Annotated in this window: 22 protein-coding genes and 1 tRNA gene; 20 read left to right on the top strand and 3 right to left on the bottom strand. The window is 72.7% G+C overall.

Going from position 1 to position 16,853, the window contains the following annotated elements; all coding sequences use genetic code 11:
• Positions 1–76: 76 nt before the first annotated feature.
• Positions 77–763, bottom strand: coding sequence for an HAD family hydrolase (locus tag ACIOGZ_RS08460; protein ID WP_400805490.1), 687 nt, complete (start codon positions 761–763; stop codon positions 77–79).
• Positions 760–1,608, bottom strand: a complete 849-nt coding sequence (locus ACIOGZ_RS08455; protein ID WP_400805488.1) for a GntR family transcriptional regulator — start codon at positions 1,606–1,608, stop codon at positions 760–762. Before ACIOGZ_RS08455 ends, ACIOGZ_RS08460 begins: the two co-directional genes overlap by 4 nt.
• Positions 1,609–2,184: 576 nt before the next feature.
• Here ACIOGZ_RS08455 and ACIOGZ_RS08450 point away from each other — a divergent pair.
• From ACIOGZ_RS08450 to xerC, 18 genes are all read left to right on the top strand, one after another.
• Positions 2,185–2,433: a hypothetical protein gene (locus ACIOGZ_RS08450; RefSeq protein WP_400805486.1), complete on the top strand. Its 249-nt coding sequence runs from the start codon at positions 2,185–2,187 to the stop codon at positions 2,431–2,433.
• Positions 2,433–2,810, top strand: coding sequence for a WhiB family transcriptional regulator (locus ACIOGZ_RS08445; RefSeq protein ID WP_400805484.1), 378 nt, complete (start codon positions 2,433–2,435; stop codon positions 2,808–2,810). Before ACIOGZ_RS08450 ends, ACIOGZ_RS08445 begins: the two co-directional genes overlap by 1 nt.
• A complete protein-coding gene (locus ACIOGZ_RS08440; RefSeq protein WP_400805482.1) occupies positions 2,807–3,832 on the top strand; it encodes a hypothetical protein in 1,026 nt (341 codons plus the stop codon). The genes ACIOGZ_RS08445 and ACIOGZ_RS08440 overlap by 4 nt, the downstream gene beginning before the upstream one ends.
• Positions 3,829–4,071 carry an RRQRL motif-containing zinc-binding protein gene (locus ACIOGZ_RS08435; RefSeq protein WP_400805480.1) on the top strand — a complete coding sequence of 81 codons (243 nt, stop codon included), beginning with the start codon at positions 3,829–3,831 and terminating at the stop codon, positions 4,069–4,071. Before ACIOGZ_RS08440 ends, ACIOGZ_RS08435 begins: the two co-directional genes overlap by 4 nt.
• Positions 4,072–4,119: 48 nt before the next feature.
• Positions 4,120–4,542 (top strand): RNase adapter RapZ, encoded by a 423-nt coding sequence (locus ACIOGZ_RS08430; RefSeq protein WP_363579708.1) that lies wholly within the window; start codon positions 4,120–4,122, stop codon positions 4,540–4,542.
• Positions 4,543–4,559: 17 nt separating this feature from the next.
• Positions 4,560–5,111, top strand: coding sequence for a hypothetical protein (locus ACIOGZ_RS08425; protein ID WP_400805478.1), 552 nt, complete (start codon positions 4,560–4,562; stop codon positions 5,109–5,111).
• Between the two features lie 12 nt (positions 5,112–5,123).
• Positions 5,124–5,708 (top strand): plasmid transfer protein TraA, encoded by a 585-nt coding sequence (gene traA / locus ACIOGZ_RS08420; protein ID WP_400805476.1) that lies wholly within the window; start codon positions 5,124–5,126, stop codon positions 5,706–5,708.
• Positions 5,709–5,841: 133 nt separating this feature from the next.
• Positions 5,842–7,893: a plasmid transfer protein TraB gene (gene traB / locus ACIOGZ_RS08415; RefSeq protein WP_400805474.1), complete on the top strand. Its 2,052-nt coding sequence runs from the start codon at positions 5,842–5,844 to the stop codon at positions 7,891–7,893.
• Positions 7,894–8,112: 219 nt separating this feature from the next.
• On the top strand, positions 8,113–8,304 hold the full coding sequence (locus ACIOGZ_RS08410; protein ID WP_400805472.1) for a hypothetical protein: 192 nt from the start codon (positions 8,113–8,115) through the stop codon (positions 8,302–8,304).
• Between the two features lie 33 nt (positions 8,305–8,337).
• Positions 8,338–8,757, top strand: coding sequence for a hypothetical protein (locus ACIOGZ_RS08405; protein ID WP_400843130.1), 420 nt, complete (start codon positions 8,338–8,340; stop codon positions 8,755–8,757).
• 13 nt (positions 8,758–8,770) lie between these two features.
• The gene (locus tag ACIOGZ_RS08400; protein WP_363579702.1) at positions 8,771–9,193 is read left to right on the top strand and encodes a hypothetical protein; all 423 of its coding nucleotides are present in this window, start codon (positions 8,771–8,773) and stop codon (positions 9,191–9,193) included.
• A 206-nt stretch (positions 9,194–9,399) separates the two neighbouring features.
• Positions 9,400–9,687, top strand: coding sequence for a hypothetical protein (locus ACIOGZ_RS08395; protein ID WP_400805468.1), 288 nt, complete (start codon positions 9,400–9,402; stop codon positions 9,685–9,687).
• The gene (locus ACIOGZ_RS08390; protein ID WP_400805467.1) at positions 9,684–10,712 is read left to right on the top strand and encodes a DNA cytosine methyltransferase; all 1,029 of its coding nucleotides are present in this window, start codon (positions 9,684–9,686) and stop codon (positions 10,710–10,712) included. The genes ACIOGZ_RS08395 and ACIOGZ_RS08390 overlap by 4 nt, the downstream gene beginning before the upstream one ends.
• A complete protein-coding gene (locus ACIOGZ_RS08385) occupies positions 10,709–11,065 on the top strand; it encodes a hypothetical protein (protein WP_400985330.1) in 357 nt (118 codons plus the stop codon). Before ACIOGZ_RS08390 ends, ACIOGZ_RS08385 begins: the two co-directional genes overlap by 4 nt.
• Before the next feature lie 60 nt (positions 11,066–11,125).
• On the top strand, positions 11,126–12,064 hold the full coding sequence (locus ACIOGZ_RS08380; protein WP_400805463.1) for a bifunctional DNA primase/polymerase: 939 nt from the start codon (positions 11,126–11,128) through the stop codon (positions 12,062–12,064).
• Positions 12,061–13,341 (top strand): DUF3631 domain-containing protein, encoded by a 1,281-nt coding sequence (locus tag ACIOGZ_RS08375; RefSeq protein WP_400805462.1) that lies wholly within the window; start codon positions 12,061–12,063, stop codon positions 13,339–13,341. The genes ACIOGZ_RS08380 and ACIOGZ_RS08375 overlap by 4 nt, the downstream gene beginning before the upstream one ends.
• Positions 13,342–13,530: 189 nt before the next feature.
• Positions 13,531–13,719, top strand: coding sequence for a helix-turn-helix domain-containing protein (locus tag ACIOGZ_RS08370; protein WP_400805460.1), 189 nt, complete (start codon positions 13,531–13,533; stop codon positions 13,717–13,719).
• Positions 13,719–14,852 (top strand): tyrosine recombinase XerC, encoded by a 1,134-nt coding sequence (gene xerC, locus ACIOGZ_RS08365; RefSeq protein ID WP_400805458.1) that lies wholly within the window; start codon positions 13,719–13,721, stop codon positions 14,850–14,852. The genes ACIOGZ_RS08370 and xerC overlap by 1 nt, the downstream gene beginning before the upstream one ends.
• Before the next feature lie 55 nt (positions 14,853–14,907).
• Here xerC and ACIOGZ_RS08360 read toward each other — a convergent pair.
• Positions 14,908–14,982: transfer RNA gene (locus ACIOGZ_RS08360), tRNA-Val, on the bottom strand.
• A gap of 162 nt (positions 14,983–15,144) precedes the next feature.
• On the opposite strand from ACIOGZ_RS08360, the gene ACIOGZ_RS08355 reads away from it, so the two are divergent.
• A complete protein-coding gene (locus ACIOGZ_RS08355; RefSeq protein WP_400985328.1) occupies positions 15,145–16,512 on the top strand; it encodes a hypothetical protein in 1,368 nt (455 codons plus the stop codon).
• Positions 16,513–16,615: 103 nt separating this feature from the next.
• Complete coding sequence (locus ACIOGZ_RS08350; protein ID WP_363580711.1) at positions 16,616–16,846, top strand: zinc ribbon domain-containing protein; 231 nt, start codon at positions 16,616–16,618, stop codon at positions 16,844–16,846.
• Positions 16,847–16,853: the final 7 nt, after the last annotated feature.

Genomic DNA, 16,853 nt, shown 5'->3' with positions numbered 1-16,853 from the left:
CAAAACGGCCTTGATTCCAAGACCTTCTCCCAGGATTCTCCCAAGCAGGCCTGCGGAGCGTCGGGGCGCCTGAATCTCAGGCCAGGGCGTCAGCGATGAGTTGCATCGAGTCCACGATCACCACGGCGCCAGCGGCGGCCAGCCTGGCATCCTTCCCAGGCTTGTTGGCGTAGCCGATCGTCGGAACGCCCGCCGCTTCTCCGGCTTCGACGTCGCGGGCTGCGTCGCCGACGAAAACGCAGTGCTCTGGCCTGGTGCCCGTGGCTTCCATGGCGTCGAGCAAGAGGCGGGGATTTGGCTTCATGGACGAAGGGTCGCCTGGGGCGCGGCCAAAGACGCCTGCCACGTAGCCGTCGAGACCGTGGTCGGTGAGGTAGGTCGTAATGGCCGTGCCCGCGTTGTTGCTGACCACCGAGACCAGGCGGCCGGAGCGGGCGCAGGCGCGCAGAACCGATTCGCCGCCCGGGGTTGGCTGGCCAATCCGGACGGCCTCAGTCTCCAACGCAGCCAGAGCGGCGTCCGTGCTCTCCGTGAGATCGGGGCGGACGTCCGAGACCAGCCGGAGCAGGGCAAGTGGATCGCTCTCCTTTTCGGCCCCGGCGAGGGCCTGCTCGCCGTTGGCGAGCAGGCCCTCTCGGAGTCGCCGCGCGACCTCTGGGGCGGGGAGGCCAGCGAAGACCGAGCACACCGGGCCGTCGAAGTCAAGCAGTACGTGCTTCACCGGCCGAAGCGCGTCGGCGAGTTGCTGAGAGATGGTGGTCATGGCTGCCGCTCGTAGGCGATCGTGCCCCACACGCTGTCGAACCACATCTGAGCCTGCTGGACGTACTGCGATCCGAGCGAGGCATCATCCGGGCCGGCAGCGTGGTGGAACAGGGTGGTGTCCTTGCCGGTCACGTCGTAGAAGGTGTGAGCCGTGTCGTCGATCGTCACGGTGCGCTCGCGAAGCGGGTAGAAGCCGAAGAACGCCTCCGATCGGTTCAGGATGTAGAGCTTGAAGAGGCTGGACGCCCGATGCACTTTGACCTGGACACTCGCCTTCTGGACGAGGCCCAACTCTGCGAGCATCTCGACCGAGTGAGCGATGCCACCGGCATTCGTCAGGGCGATGTTTCGAGCGCGCTCCCGAAGAGCCACCTCATCCTGGAGTCCGTCGACCAACACGGGCACGGCCATGGGTGCCGTCGTGTCCGGCAGTAGCAGTCGGACCGTGATGGACTCGGGCGTCAACCGTCCGGAGCGGACCTTGTCCAGCGGTTCCTGTAGGGCGTTGTGCAACGTCTCACTGGAGAACCCGGCGAAGTCCAGGGCCACTTGCTGCTGCTCGAAGGCTGCTTCGAGGTGAGGCCGCAGGCCAACCGGCCGAGACGTGCGCTCGCGGACGAACGAGCCGCTTCCCTGGCGGGTCACGATCAGCCCCTCGGTGCGGAGCAGGTCGAGCGCCTTGTCCACCGTGCCGCGCGCCACGCCGAAGTGCTTCGCAAGCTCAGGGCCGGAAGGAAGTTTGTCGCCGGTTTCGAAGCCTGGCTTCTTCGTGAGGATCGAGGCCCGCAGAGAGCTGCTGACCTGCTGATACGGGGGGCGGGAGTCGTCCGGGTCTAGGGCCATGGGCCAATGCTAGGGCAGGCGCCCAACAGACGCGAGAAACCCAACCCTCTTGACCTGCCTAAGCAGGTTCTCTATGTTGTGAGTGTCGCAACCGAGAGAAACGGCAGCGACACGGAGGGCCTTCTTCGGGCTGCCCTGACCTGCGCAAACGTGCTTGTCGGAGCGGTGCGGCTGTCCCTCCAGAACGTGCGAATGAGCTGAGGCGGACGACGCTGCGAGTCCGCAAAGGCCAGGGGATAGGGGTTCGGCCCTGACTGGCGAGGTGGCCCGGCGACCGCGAGCAACGGCCGGAGAGTGAGGGGCTCGCCCCCTCCATGCAGTGCGTTTCCCTTGCCCGCTCGACCGAAGGAGGTGTCCCGATGAAGCTGATCGACCGCAAGAGACATAGGCCGCCTCACCGTGCCATCGGCCGGTGAGGCGTCGACCAGCGATCACGGTTCCCGGCGTGCTGCCGCCACGGCGGAGGTACGTCGGGTCCGCGCGGTTGCTCGTCGAGTGCCGATCCCCGACACGGCTGCGGCCCCGGTGCTGACACACCGGGGCCGCTCAGGGCCGCCCCAGCGAAGGACACGACCCATGAAACTGATTGTCGCAGGCCAGGACGCCATGACGCCCGCCGAGTTCGCGGAACTCGCGCTCGGCTTCGGTGTCGACGCCGAACTGTTCACCGGCAGCGGGACCGAGTCCGCCGAGGAGCGGCTGGCCCGGCTCGACGCCGCGCGGGACATCCTGCGGGACCTGCCCGCGCCGGCCGCCCGCTTCGCGTCGGCGCTGATGCGAACTGCCGAGCGCTCCCGGGTGCTGACCTGGAAGGCGGCCGCGTGATGACTCTTCGCCACACCCTCTTTTCGCGGGGCGGTACCCGCACCCCGCACCTGACCGCCCGCCCGGCGGCGACCGTGCTCGCCGAGTACCGCCCGAACCCCGAGAGCGACCTGCACGGCGCCGCCTGCGCCGACAGCGACACGAACCTGTTCTACCCGGACCCCGAGGAGATGGGGCCCGAGACGGCCGAGTGGGCCGAGCGCCGCGCCAAGATGATCTGCGCCGGGTGCCCGGTGAGGTTGATGTGCCTCAGCGACGCGCTGGAGCGCAAGGAGCCGTTCGGCATCTTCGGCGGCCTGAACGAGCGAGAGCGCAACACCCTGCTCCGGCGGGTGGCCCGTTCCCGGGTCGGGGTGAACGCCGGGGGTGCCGCGTGAGCGTTCACCGCTCCGCCGGGGGTGTTCACCCGGTGCTCGCCGAGGTGCCCACCCCGGCCCAGATCCGCCGCACGTCGCTCGTGATCAGCACCGGCACATGGGTGCTGACCGGGGCGGTGGTCGCGGTGAGCATGTCCACCGCCGCCCCGTTCATCGACGCCCATTCACCCGGCTACGGCACCGGCCCGATCATGGCGGTCGCCGGCGACGGGTGCTTCATCCTGAGCCTCCAGGCGGACAGCACCCTGTCCCGCTTCGGCGTGAAGCCCGGACGCTGGCCGGCCCTCTTCCGGTGGGTCACCGGGCTGGCCACGGTCTGGCTCAACATCGGGGCCGCCGCCTTGAAAGGTGACCTGGTCGGCGTGGTGATCCACCTGATCCCGCCGCTTCTGCTGCTGCTCGTCGCCGAGGCCGGACCCGCCTACCGCCGGGCCCTGGCCCGCCTCGCACAGCGGCCTCAACCCCCGCTCCGCACCCGGCTGGCGACGATCCCGCAGGCCGCCCGGCAGGTGGTGAACACCCCGATGTTCACCATCCCGACGACACCGTTCACCCCCACCCCGCCGCCGACCGTACCCCTGCCGCCCGGGCCCGGACCGGAGACGCGGGAGGCCCTTCCGTCGGGGGAGGCGGCGCCGGTGAACACCGAGCCCGTTCACCCGGCGCTCACCCCCGTTCACCCCGCCTCGGTCGACACTGCCGAACCGGCCGCCGACCCGGCCGACGACGTGGTCGACGGCCCGGTGTACCCGGCCGGCCCGGACCCGGTGAACACCCCGGAGCCCGAGCCGTTCACCGCCGAGCACGAGGTGAACACCGATGCCGACGCGGTGAACACCGCCACGCAGGAGCCTGACCGTCTGGATGGCGCCGAGGCCGCCCGCGTGATCGAGCAGTGCTGGCGCGACCGGGTCTCGCAGCGCGAGGCCGCCCGACGCTCCACCCGCTCCCCGGCCTACGTCAGCGCCGTCTACAAGCGGCTCAGCGAGCAGGACGGCGGCGCCGAGGCGGTGGCCGCATGAGTCGCCCCCGCCACTGGGACCCCGACGGCACCCGCCACGGCGGCACCCCCAACTACCTCTACCGCCTCGCGCTGGCCAAGCCCGTGAGGCCGATGACCCCCGCGAAGGCCGCCGCCCTCGCCAAGGCCCGCGCCGCCCGCCGCACCTGCCCCATCTGCGGGCAGGACGCCGGCTACGTGCTCCCCGCGCACCTCGGCACCTGCCTGGCCTGCGCGGACAGCACCACCATCGCGGCCTGAACTCACCCCTGACCCGCTCCGCTGACCCTCAGCAAGGAGACCCCTGTCATGTCCGTGACCGAAATCCAGGTGGTCAGCTTCGGCTACCTGCACGGCGCCCCGCCCGAGGCGCACCTGACCCTCGATCTGCGCCGCCACTTCCGTGACCCGCACGTCGACCCCGCCTTGCGCCACCAGACCGCGCACGACCTGCCGGTGCGCCGGGCGGTGCTCGCCACCCCGGGCATCCGGGAGCTGATCGCCAGCGCCGCGCTGGTGGCCGACTCGTTCGACGCCGGGCCGTCCGAGGCGCCGCTGACGATCGCGGTCGGCTGCGCGGGCGGCCGTCACCGCGCCGCCACCGTCGCGAGCGTGCTGGCCGATCGCTTGGGCAAGACCGGCACCCGCGTCGTCCTGGAGCACCGCGACCTGGGCAAGCCCGTGGTCGACCGCACCGCCGAGGGCGAAGCTGTCGCCCCGGCCCGAGGCTGAGGGTCGGAGGCCCCGCCGTGGCCCGTATCCGCACCACGAAGGTCCAGATACCCGCACAGCGCCAGCTCGGCCGGCGCAGGGCGCCCGCCGCGCACGTGCTCGACCTCGGCCGGGGCACCGCCCCGGTCGTGGTCGTCGTCCCCCAACAGCCCTCTCTGAGTGGCCGGTTGGCGCTCGCGACCGGCCGCGCGCTGTGGCGCCGGCGCGTCGCCTGGGCGCCCGTCTGGGTCGGGATCGGCATCTTCGGCGCGGCCGGTGTGCTGTCCGCCGCCCCGGCCGCCGCGCTCGCCCTCGCCGTCCCGGCGGTGCTGCTGCCCGCCGGGTGGACGCTGATCGTGCGCCGCCACCCGCGATCGGCCGTGCGCCGCAAGGCCCGCGCCCACACCCGCGCCGTCGCCGCCTGGTCGGCCGGCCTCGCCTGGTCGGCGGCCGCCGTCTGGTTCGGCCCCACCGGCGGCCTGCTCGCCGCCGCGTGGCTGGCCGGCACCGCCACCGCGCAGACGCTCTGGTGGCGCCACCGCCGCACGCTCGCCACCACCCCGCTCACCGCCCCGACCGACCTTCCTTAGGAGGCATCACAGATGAGCTCCACGCCCTTCAGCAGCCCGTTCCCGCCCCCGCGCCGATCCGGCAGCAACAGCGCCGGTGGGGGAAAGACCCCGCCCCCGCCCCCGCGTGGCAGCACCTCCCGCAGCGGCCCCAGCTACCACTTCTCCTACGACCGCAACACCGGCAGCGGACGGGGCCCCGGTGGTCCCGGCCCGGCCGAGGACAGGATCGGCACCCCGTCCAGCAGCGGCCACAGCGGCGGCGGGCGCGGGTACTCGCCGCTGGGCGACCCGGAGTTCTTCACCAACGCCGACGTGCGCGAGTTCTGCGAGCGAGGCCGTGCCACGTTCGCCCAGCTCTCGTTCGACCTCGCCATGGCCCACGAGATCCTCCAGGCCGTGCTCAAGGAGGTCCCGGACCCCGACGGCCGGGTGTTCGGCTCCCAGACCCGCGCCCGCCGGGTAGCCAAGCACCTGAAGAAGGCCGCCGAGGACGCCAAGTCGGTCGCCGCCGAGGTCGCCCGCACCTACGCCGCGTTCCAGCGCGAGTACGACCCCGAGATCTCCCGCGTCGCCCGCCCGCGCCAGCCCCGCCGCCGCTTCGACTTCGGCGGCTAACCGCCCTTCCTCCCGGCCGGGGGCAGGGCGCGCACAGCCCCCGCCCCGCCCGGTCGGGTGAGCTGTGCCGCGCGTGCGCCCCCGGCCGGGCCCCTCCCCACCCCACGCCCCACGCAGCCCAGGGAGGCCGCCCGTGGCCCGGCACCACTCTCCTCAGGTCCAGCTCGACACCGGCCAGACCGGCTACCTGCACTTCGACCCCAACCAGCACGCCGGCGGCGTCGGCGAGTACCTGCTCCACCGCGTGAAGCCCTACCTGCCGCCGTGGATCGTCGCCGCGGGCACCGGCATCCTGTCCCTGCCCGCCAACGCCATGTGGGGCGAGTCCGCCGCCGCTGCGGTGGGGCTCACCCTCGCCTCGCTCGGCCTGACCGCCGCCACCTGGTGGGCGGGCGGGCCCACCAGCCAGCAGCGCCGCCTCCACTCCGCCATCACGGTCGCGGCCGGGACGTCGTGGTTCACCGCCGCCGCGCTCGCCGGACCGGCCGCGGGCCCGCTGCCGGGCCTCTACCTGATAGGGGCACCCGCCCTCGCCGCGACGTGGAGCATCCGCCAGCTCCTGCGGGTCAACCCCGAAGGCGCGGGTGTGGGCGCCGACAAGGGGCTGCTGGAGAAGGTCGGGCTCGCCAAGACCATGGTCACCGGCGCGAAGGTCCAGCCGAACAAGGCGGAGTTCGAACTCCAGCTTCCCGGCGGGGAGTTGACCCCCGAGGACGTGTCCAAGGCGCTGCCCAAGCTCGCCGGCGCGCTGCGGGTTGCCAAGAACGCCCTGCGCACGACCCCCGACCCCGACGACGCGTCCCGCACGACGCTCACCGTCGTGCCCCATGACCTCCTCAAGGCCGGTGTCCCCTACCCGGGCCCCTCCCACCCGGGCGGCTCGATCGCCGACCCGGTCCACTTGGGCATCTACGAGGACGGCGCCGACATGGCGGCCTTCTTCCCCGGCGATGCAGCCGCCCACCGCAACGCGATGCACAAGCTGATCATGGGAATGACCGGCTCCGGCAAGTCCGAGGGCGGCCTGACCGCCCTGACCGAGGTCATCACCCGCCGCGACGTCATCGTCTGGGCGTCCGACCCGGCCAAAGCCGAACAGACCCTCGGCCCGCTGCTGCCCGCGATCGACTGGGCCGCGCTCGACATGGACTCCACCAAAGCCATGATCACGGCCCTGAGGGCGGTCATCCCGGCCCGCACGTCCTGGCTGGCCAAGTACGGCTACAAGCAGTGGGAAGCGCGCTGCGCCGAGACGCAGGCCGACGGCTCCCCGGGTATGCCCTACCTGCTCGCCTGGTTCGAAGAGGCAGCCAAGACCATCCGCGAGACCGACGACGACGTCTTCACCGGCGTCGCCCAGGAAGCACGCTCGGCAGGAGTCTCCCTGGTCGTCTCGCTCCAGCGCGCCTCCCACACCCAGATGAGCACCGACACCCGTGCATCCCTCGGCTCGTCCTGGGTGTTCGGCCTGCGCGACGAGCGCGACGCGCAGTTCGCGCTCCCGGATGAGGCCGTGGACGCCGGCGCCGCGCCGCAGACGTGGAAGGACAAGAAGCCCGGCTACTGCTACCTGGTCGCCAACGGCATCCCCGAGACCTTCTGGGCCACCCCCGGCCGCGCCTACCTCACCCCGGTGGACGCCATGACCTGGGCCGTCGTCGAGTTCGCCGGCATCCGGTCCGTCTGCGACCCGGTCACCGGCAAGGCCGCCGCGAACGCGGTCGGCCCCGCCTTCACCCAGCGCACCCGCTACCCCCTCCCCACCCTCGCCGACGACGGCGACGAGGACGGGGTCTACGACCAGGAGAACGCCCCGGTGGACTACGACTACGACCTCGACCCCACCGACGACGACAGCGAGGACGAGGACGGGTGGATCGACCCGGACGCCGAACTCCCGCCCGTCGAGCGGGTCGTGGAGATCGCCCCGCCCGAGATCCCGCCGCGCACCAAGGTCGGCAAGTCCGAGGCCAAGAAGATCATGGCCGAGCTGCTGTCCGAGTTCGAGACCGAGAACCGTCGCGTGGTCGGCCCGGCCGACTTCATGGAGTACTGCGACCGCTTCCACCGTGGCCGCAGTTGGGTGTCCGGACAGGTTTCCGAGATGGTTGAAGCCGGCCGCCTGCGCGAGACCGATGAGGTCGGCCGCTACGAGATCATCCCGCTCCACCCGGCCGCCGCCTGACCCGCCCGTGACGGTCCTGACGCGTCAGACGCGTCAGACGGCCCTGACGTCGAACGGGCCGATTCCCCCAGGTAACGCGGGCGCGCGAGGGGTGTCTGACGCGTCAGACACCCACTCCTGACGCTTCTGACACCCCCGCCCCGCACACCCCTGACACCCCCTCCCTCACCGCTCGACCACGCCCCGGAACCGCTCCCGGGGCGCCCGGAAGGACCCGCCATGGTCGTCTCCATCTCCTCCGCCCTGCTGTTCGCGATCATCACCGTCGTCCTCGTCCGCTCCCAACGCGTCAGCGCCGGAAGCGCCGCCCTCGTGTGGCTGTCCGGCTTCACCGTCGCTGGCACCGGCCTCGCCGACCCCGTCAACAACGCCCTCGGCGCCCTCGCGCACTACGTCTCCACCATCCACTGACCCAACGCCAGCCCGCCGACAGGAGAAAGCACCGTGGACCACACCACCCCGCAGCCGTACGCCGCCCCGGTGCTCTACACCCCGGACGGCACCCCCTACTACGCCACCCACCCCGCCCCCGCCCCGCTCGCCATCTACCACCCGACCGCCCCGCTCCCAGCCCCGATCCACCACCCGGGCCCCAACTTCGCCTACCTGCCCGCCCAACACGCCCCCGCCCCGATGCGCGACCCGTGGCCCGCCCGCCTGCTCGCCGGCGGCATCGGCATCGGCGGCGCAGGCCTCGGCGTCGGCTTCCTGCTCCAGACCCTCGCCGCCGCCACCACCGGCCTGGGCCTGCTCGTCGCCGCGCTCGGCGTGCTCTACCTCCTCAAGAACAGCGGAGGCACCGGGGGCCGAGGCGGACAGGGCGCCGTGAACGTGCACGTCAACGTCACCAACCGCAACCGCTGACCCGGAGGAACACATGGCCAACCCCATCAAGCCGGGAACCGTCTGGCTGATGCCCGACGGCGTCCACTACCTCCCCACCAACGCCTACCCCGGCTCGCCCTCCGTTGGACTGACGCCGGCCAAGTACGACACCGACACCGGTGAATGGCACCGCACCTGTCCCCTGCCTGTCACCCACATCGACTGGGCCACGCTGCTGACCACCGGCACCCCGATCCCGCCCGAACCCCTGCGGGACCCGCGCATCACCCGCCTCGCGCACCTGCTGGAACCGGTGCTCGCCGAGCTGCCCGCCGACCAGGCCGACCCGATCCGAACGGCCCTGGACGACGTCAAGCGGCTGCCCGACGAGGCCCGCCGCAACGCCAGCCGAGCCATGATCGCCGACCGCAGGAACACCTCTGCCTCAGCCCGCAGGGCAAGCCGACGGCGCTAGCAGCCCCCGCGTCCCGCAGTACCGTGCCCGACCGGCCGTGCCGTCCGGACCACGGCCGCAGCCAGCGGCGGGCCCGGACGATGCGGGGGACCGGACAGACCGCTCCCACACAGCACGAAACCCCGCAACAGCCGTGCGGTTCTTGGCAGAGAGCCGGCTGCTGCGGGGCCCATCCAGCCTCTTCACAGAGACCAGAGGACCCCAGTATGTCCGCAAGCACCCACGATCCGCAGCCCCGCTGCGAGGCCGCCCACCTCGGCGACGCCAGCCCCTGCGAGGGCCCGCGCGACGCCGTGACCGTCCTCGACCGCCACGGCGACACCGCCAAGGCCTGCGTCCACCACGGCACCCGCCTGTACGCCAGTCTCATCCGCCCCCGCGTCCACCCCGGCAACGTCCCCGGCGCCGCCCTCCAGGTCTACTACCGCGCCCAGACCACAACCGCGTTCGCCTGGCTCGACCACCACCAGCTCCCCGGCGAGGACGAGTCGTGAGCGCGCCGCGCATCGGCAGCCTGTGCACCGGCTACGGCGGCCTGGACATGGCTGTTCAGCAGGTCCTGGGTGGGGAGTTGGCGTGGGTGGCCGACCCCGACCCCGGGGCGGCCTCGATCCTGGCCCACCACCACCCGCACACGCCGAACCTCGGCGACATCGCCGCCGTCAACTGGGGCGACGTCGAGCCGGTGGACGTGCTGACCGCCGGTTTCCCCTGCCAGTCCGTCAGCCTGGCCGGCAAGGGTGCCGGGATCGTCCCCGGCGCCGCCTCCGGTCTGTGGGTCGAGGTCGCCCGCGCCGTCCGTGAACTCCGGCCCTCCCTGGTGGTGATCGAGAATGTCCAAGGCCTCCTCTCGCGGAAAGCCGACCGAGGTCCTGGAGTGGGATCCGGAACGCAGGATCTGGACCCGGCGACCGGACGGCCCCTCGCTCTTCGCGCTCTCGGCGCCGTTCTGGGAGACCTGGCCGGCTGCGGGTTCGATGCGGAATGGACGAGCGTGCGAGCGTCCGACGTCGGCGCCGCCCACCAGCGCACCCGCGTCTTCGTCCTCGCCTGGCCTGCCCACCCCCAGGGCCCGCGACTCCCGTGGCCGGGGCCTCCCGGACGGCCTGCCGAACGTGGTGGAGCTGCTGCCGACCCCGACCGTGTCGGAGGCCACCGGCACCGGGCACGCCGGCCGGGGCGGGATGAACCTGCGGCACACGATCTCCCTGCTGCCGACACCGACGGAGGAACGGACTGGGGCCCGTACGGACCGGCCGTCCACCAGTGGGAAGCCGTCCTCGGCCGCCCCGCACCCCGGCCAACTGACGATCGGGGACGACTGAACCCGGTCATGGTCGAGTGGCTGATGGGCCTGCCGCCCGGACACGTCACCGACGTCCCCGGCCTGTCCCGCACCGCCCAACTCCGGGCGCTGGGTAACGGCGTCCTGCCAGCCCAGGCCGTCGCCGCCATCCGCCTCCTCCTCGACCGCGCCACCGCCGGCGGCGCCGGGGCCGGGCTGGGGGTGGCCGCGTGACCCGGATCCCGCCGCTCGGCGACCAGCGCGGCCTGTGGCAGGCCGTCATGGCCGCCGCAGCCGGGCGTTGCCAGTGCCGCGGCACCTGCGGCAAGAACCACGACAAGGACGGCGGACGCTGCCCCGCCGTCCACGGCGCCTACGCCCGCCACGGCACCGGCCCCGTGCACCTGCTCGCCGCCCCCGCCGACCCGGACAGCCTCCTCCTGCCCCCGCACAAGGCCGCCGTCCTGCCCAAACAGTCGCTGGCCGCCTGGTGCCCGCACTGCCACGACGCCACCCACCGCACCGCCGACAAGGCCCGCCAGGCCACCACCCCGGCCGCCGAGCCGGACTCCCTCTTCGACCTCTGACCCTTCCGCCCGGGGCCAGCCGCGCTCGGCCCCGGGCCTGAACCGCCGAAGGGATTCGCCGTGACCGGCAACCCCCTGCTCACCGCCGCCATCGCCGCCATCGAACGCGGCTGGCACGTCTTCCCCCTGCTGCCCCGCAGCAAGAAACCCGCCCTGCACGCCTCCACCGTCTGCCCCCGCACCGGCCCCTGCACCACCAGCCACCGCGGGTGGGAGCAGCGCGCCACCCTCGACCCCGACACCGTGCGCCGGACCTGGTCGCACGGGCCGTACGGGATCGGACTGGCCACCGGCCCGTCCAACCTGGTCGTCGTCGACCTCGACACCCCCAAGCCCGGCGGCGCCGTGCCCCCGGAGTGGGCCGACGAGCGGGTGATGGACGGAGCCGATGTGCTGGCCGCGCTGTGCGAGCGCAACGGTCGGCCGTTCCCGGCCGACACCTACACCGTCGCCACCCCCAGCGGCGGCATCCACCTCTACTTCACTGCCCCCGCCGACGTGGCCCTGCGCAACACCGCCGGCGGCGCCGGGGCCGGGCTGGGGTGGCTGATCGACACCCGGGCCGGTGGCGGCTACGTCGTCGCCGCCGGCAGCAACGTCGCCGGGCGTCGCTACGAGGTCGTCAACGACACCGATCCGGCGCCGCTGCCCGACTGGATCGCCCGCCTCCTCGCCCCGCCGCCGAGGCCGGCCGCCCCGGTCTTCCGGGTCGACCGCCGCACCACGGGTACCCGGCCCGCGTACGTGGATGCCGCCCTGCGCAACGAGACGGCGAACGTCGCCAACACCCGTGAGGGCAGCCGCAACTGGGCCCTTACCAGGGCCGCCCGCGCGCTGGGCCGCTTCGTCGCCAACGGCAAGCTCAGCCGCGACGAGGTCGAGAGCGCTCTTAAGGGGGCGGCGGAGCAGGCCGGCCTGACCGCGCGCGAGGCCGACGCGACCATCACGAACGCCCTCAACTGGTCCATCGCCCACAACCCGGCCGGAGACGCCGCATGACGCACCCCAGCTCCCCCCTTAAGAGCACCAAGACCCCGGACCGGCCGGCCCCCGAGGACGGCGCCGCCCTGCTCGACGAGGTCGACGCGTTCCACCGGCGCTTCAACGTCTTCCCGTCCGAGGCCGCCTACACCGCCGTCGTGCTGTGGGACGCCCACACCCACCTGCTCGACTGCTTCGAGTCAACCCCGCGCATCGCCTTCCTGAGCCCCGAGCCCGGATCCGGCAAGACCCGGGCCCTGGAAATCATGGAGACGATCACCCCGCGCCCGGTGCTCACCACCGACGTCAGCCCGGCCGCACTGTTCCGCACCGTCTCCGACTCCGACGCCCGCCCGACCGTGCTGTTCGACGAGATCGACACCGTCTTCGGCCCCAAGGCGCAGGGCAACGAGGACCTGCGCGGCCTCATCAACTCCGGCCACCGTCGCTCCGGCGTCGTCCTGCGTTGCGTCGGCGACGGCGGAACCCAGACCGTCCAGCCCTTCCCCGTCTACGCCGCTCTCGCCACTGCCGGGCTCGGCGACCTGCCCGACACCATCATGAGCCGCTCCGTCATCATCCGGATGCGCCGCCGCGCCCCCAACGAGCGCGTGGAGCCCTACCGCGAGCGCATCCACAAGGCCGAGGGCCACAAGCTGCGCGACCGCCTCGCCGAGTGGGCCAGCAGCATCCGCGACCAGCTCCACGACGTCTGGCCGGAGCTGCCCGAGGGCATCAGCGACCGCCCCGCCGACGTGTGGGAGCCCCTGCTCGCCGTCGCCGACGCCGCCGGCGGGCACTGGCCCGAGCGCGCCCGCACCGCGTGCGTCCAGCTCGTCACCGCCTCCAAGGCCAACGACAAGGGCTCCGTGGGCATCCGCCTCCTCGCCGACCTGCGGGACATCTTCGACGGCGCCGAGCGCATGCTCAGCGCCGAACTGCTCAGCAAGCTGGCTGAGCTGGACGACGCCCCGTGGGCCGACCTCGACGGCAGGCCCATCACCGCCCGCGCCCTCGCCAAGATGCTCGGCGACTACGTCACCGCCGACACCGACCCCATCAAGCCCCGCAACATCAAGACCGGACCCAAGAGCAGCGCCAAGGGCTACTACGCCGCCGACCTCTCCGACGCGTGGCTGCGGTACTGCCCGCCCCGCCCGCCTCGCTCCCAGGAAGCCGCTACCGCCGCTACTGCCGCTACCGCGCAGGTCAGGACCCTGTATCCGGTAGCGGATACGCCCCAGGTAGCGGATACCGAACCGCTACCCGACGCCCAGGCCGCCACCGCGCCGTAGGCCGCCCGCCGCTCCCACCCGCCCCGACGGGAGCGGCACCAATCCGCTACCGCTACCCAATCCGCTACCAAAAACATGCCCCTGACCAGGGAGGTAGCGGCAGTAGCGGCAGTAGCGGATCCCAGAGAAGGAAGGGGCGGAGCCCAGGCTCCGCCCCTTTTCCGTGCCTCGAATCCCGGGAGTCGCCCAATGGCTACCGCCATCCCTGAAGCCCTGACCGTGCCCGAGGTCATGGCCGCACTCCGGATGAGCCGCAGCAAGGTCTACGACCTCATCCGCACAAAGAAGCTCGGCAGCATCACCGAGGGTCGGTCCCGCCGCATCCCGGTCGAATGCCTCGCCACCTACTTCCACTCCAAGATCGAGGAGAACGCCTGATGGCGAAGCGCAACCCCAATGGCGCCGGCACCGTGACCCGCCGGAAGGACGGCCGGTACCAGGCTGCCGTGTACGTCCCGCAGCCCGATGGAACGTGGGCCCGCAAGTTCGTCTATGGCAAGACCTGGGACGAGTGCGACGGCAAGCGCAAGGAGTTGGTGGACCGCGCCAAGCAGGGCATCGCCACCCCGACTCGGTCGGCGAAGCTCTCCGAGTGGCTGCCGTACTGGCTGGAGCACTTCATCAAGCCCCAGCGAAAGAAGACCACGCAGGCCAAGTACGAGACGCACGTGCGCCTCTACCTGATCCCACTGCTCGGCTCGAAGGGGCTGGAGTCGCTGAGCCCGCGCGACGTACGGACGTTCCTGGCGAAGGTCACCAAGCAGTCCAGCGCCGCCACCGCGAAGGAGTCGCACCGAGTGCTCCGTTCGGCTCTGAGCGCCGCGTGTCGGGACGAGCTGATCGTGAGGAACGTCGCGATGCTCGTCCCGCCGCCCCGGGTGACGAGCCGTGAGATCACGCCGTGGACGCTCGACCAGACGCTCGCCTTCCTCTCGGCCGCCCGCACCGATCCGCTCTACGCCGCGTTCGTGCTGGCCATCGCGCTCGGTATGCGGCGTGGGGAGATCGTCGGTCTGCGTTGGTCGTGGCTGGACCTGGAGAGCCGGGTCGTATGGGTGGGCCGACAGCTCCAGCGAGTCGGCGGCGAGCTGTACGAGGACACCACCAAGAACAGCAAGCGCCGCCCCGTGCCGCTCCCCCGGATCTGCGTGGCGGCCCTGCGCTGGCACCGGATGCGGCAGGACGAGGCCCGGCGCGCCGCCGGCGACAAGTGGGAGGAGACCGGGTACGTCTTCACCACCCGAACCGGCCGGCCGATCGAGCCGACCAACCTCTACCGCTCGTTCGTTCGAGTATCCAAGGCCGCCGACGTCCCGGTGATCCGGCTGCACGACGCCCGGCACGGGTGCGCGACGCTGCTCGTCGCCTGCGGGGTAGCGCCCCGGGTGGTGATGGAGATCCTCGGCCACAGCCAGATCGGGCTGACGATGAACGTCTACACCCACGTGGCCCAGGACACCCAGCGCGAAGCGCTCGGCAACATGGACCGGCTGCTCAAACGGCGCCATTGATGTCAGCCTGAGATGTCAAATGCCCCGGATCGAGATCGGTCCGGGGCATTTTGGCTGGTGGGCGCGGACGGTTTCGAACCGCCGACATCTGCTTTGTAAGAGCAGCGCTCTACCACTGAGCTACGCGCCCCCTGTCGCGGCCCGGTGGGGGCACGACGACTGCCTAGGGTACCTGGTCCCGGGGGGTGCTGTGGTGCGGGTGGTCGGGGAGTGGGGCGGGTGGGGGTGCCGGTGCGGTGGGGCGATCGGGAAGAATGGGGGTGGATCAGCGGGTCGGAGCAGGGAGCGCGCAGTGACGGTGGCCGGCGGGAGCGGGCGGGGGCGGCGTCGGGCGGGGAGTGCGCTGGCCGACGCACTGGTGGTGCCGGTGGTGCTGGCGGGTGCGCTGGGTGCGCTGGGGCTGGCCTCGGCCGGGACGGGCGGCTGGTGGGGCCGGCGCGGCGGGGAGGGTGTGCGGGCGGACGCCAAGGCGGCCCGGGACGCCGCGCAGGAGGCGTTCTACGAGCTGGACTCGACGCAGCGCGAGGTGCAGTTGGCGGTGGAGACCGTCCGGGCGGCCGAGGACGAGGCGACGGCCCGCCGGGCGCTGGCGGACCTGGCGGGGATCACCGGCCGGGTGGACCAGGTCACCGTGAACTACCTGGGCGCGCTGGACGCGTACAACCTGGACGACGAGGCGCTGGACGCCGGCACCGCGGCGCGGGCCCGGCGGCAGTTGGAGGACGTGAAGGGGCAGCTCGGCTCGGCCCGGGCGGAGCTGAACGACTTCCTCCAGCGGCTTCAGCCGACCCTCCAGCGCGCCGAGCAGCAGTTGATGCGGGTCACCCCGGCGGTGGAGCAGGCGAAGCGCGCGCTGCTCCAGGCGAGCAACGCGCTGGACGCGGTGCGCGGCGCCGGGCTGCGGGCGGACGACCTGGCGGCCCGGCTGGCCGAACTGGCGCCGGAGCTCGGGTTGCTGAACGAGGGGCCGGCCCGGCACGGGGTGGCGCCGACGCTGCGGCGCGCGGACGACGTGCGGCAGCGCGCCGAGGCGATCGCGGCCGACGCCGGTCAACTGCCGGAGCGGGCACGGGAGATCGACCGGCGGGTGGCGAGCCTGCGGACCCGGATCCAGGCGCTGGAGACCAAGGCGGAGACGGTCGAGCCGGCGCTGAGCGAACTGCGCCGCCGGTTCAGCGCGGCCTGCTGGCAGGACCTCCAGCGGGTGTCGGAGCAGGTCGCGGAGACCGGGCGGGCGGCGGAGCGCAAGCTCGCCGAGGCCGCCCGGGCACGGGACGAGCAGCGCTGGGCGGACGCGACGGGCGCCATCGGTACGGTGCGCGCGCTGTTGGACACCGCGGACGGGTCGGTGGTCGCGGTGAACGAGCGGCTGCGGCAGCTGAACGAGGTGCAGCACGCCCCGCACCGGGAGGTGGAGCGGGCCCGGTTCGCCCTGCGCGACGCGCAGCGGCTGGCGATGACGGGCCGCAGCGCGCCGGACCCGCGGCACGCCGCCCCGCTGGACGAGGCGGTGGCGCGGCTGGACCGGGCCGTGGCCACCCTGGAGGCGGCCGGCCGGCACCCCGACTACTGGCACTTCCTGACCGAGCTGGCGGGCGTGCGGGAGACGGCGGCGCAGGTGATCGGGCTGATCCGCGGCGATCTGGGCGGGCACCGGTAGCGCCGGTAGTACCGGTAGCGCCGGCCGGGCAGGACACCGGCAGCACCCACCGATAGGACACCGGTAGGGCGCCGGCAGGGCACCGCCTGGGTACCCTGCCGGTATGCCACGCTACGACTTCCGCTGCCGCTCCTGCGGCGCCACCTTCGAACTCCGCCGCCCGATGGCGCAGGCCGGCGCCCCCGCCGTCTGCCCGCAGGGCCACGAGGACACCGTGAAGCTGCTGTCCGCCATCGCCGTCACCGGCTCCGCTTCGGGCGGCGCCCCGCGCCAGGCCCCCTCCGGCAACGGTGGTGGCGGAGGGGGCTGTTGCGGCGGCGGCTGCTGCGGCTGACCGCTCC

The organism is Kitasatospora sp. NPDC088160 (assembly GCF_044741445.1).
In the GTDB taxonomy this organism is placed as follows: Bacteria; Actinomycetota; Actinomycetes; order Streptomycetales; family Streptomycetaceae; genus Kitasatospora.
Note: the sequence above shows the minus strand (reverse complement) of the source record. Positions and strands in the feature narration are given on the sequence as shown.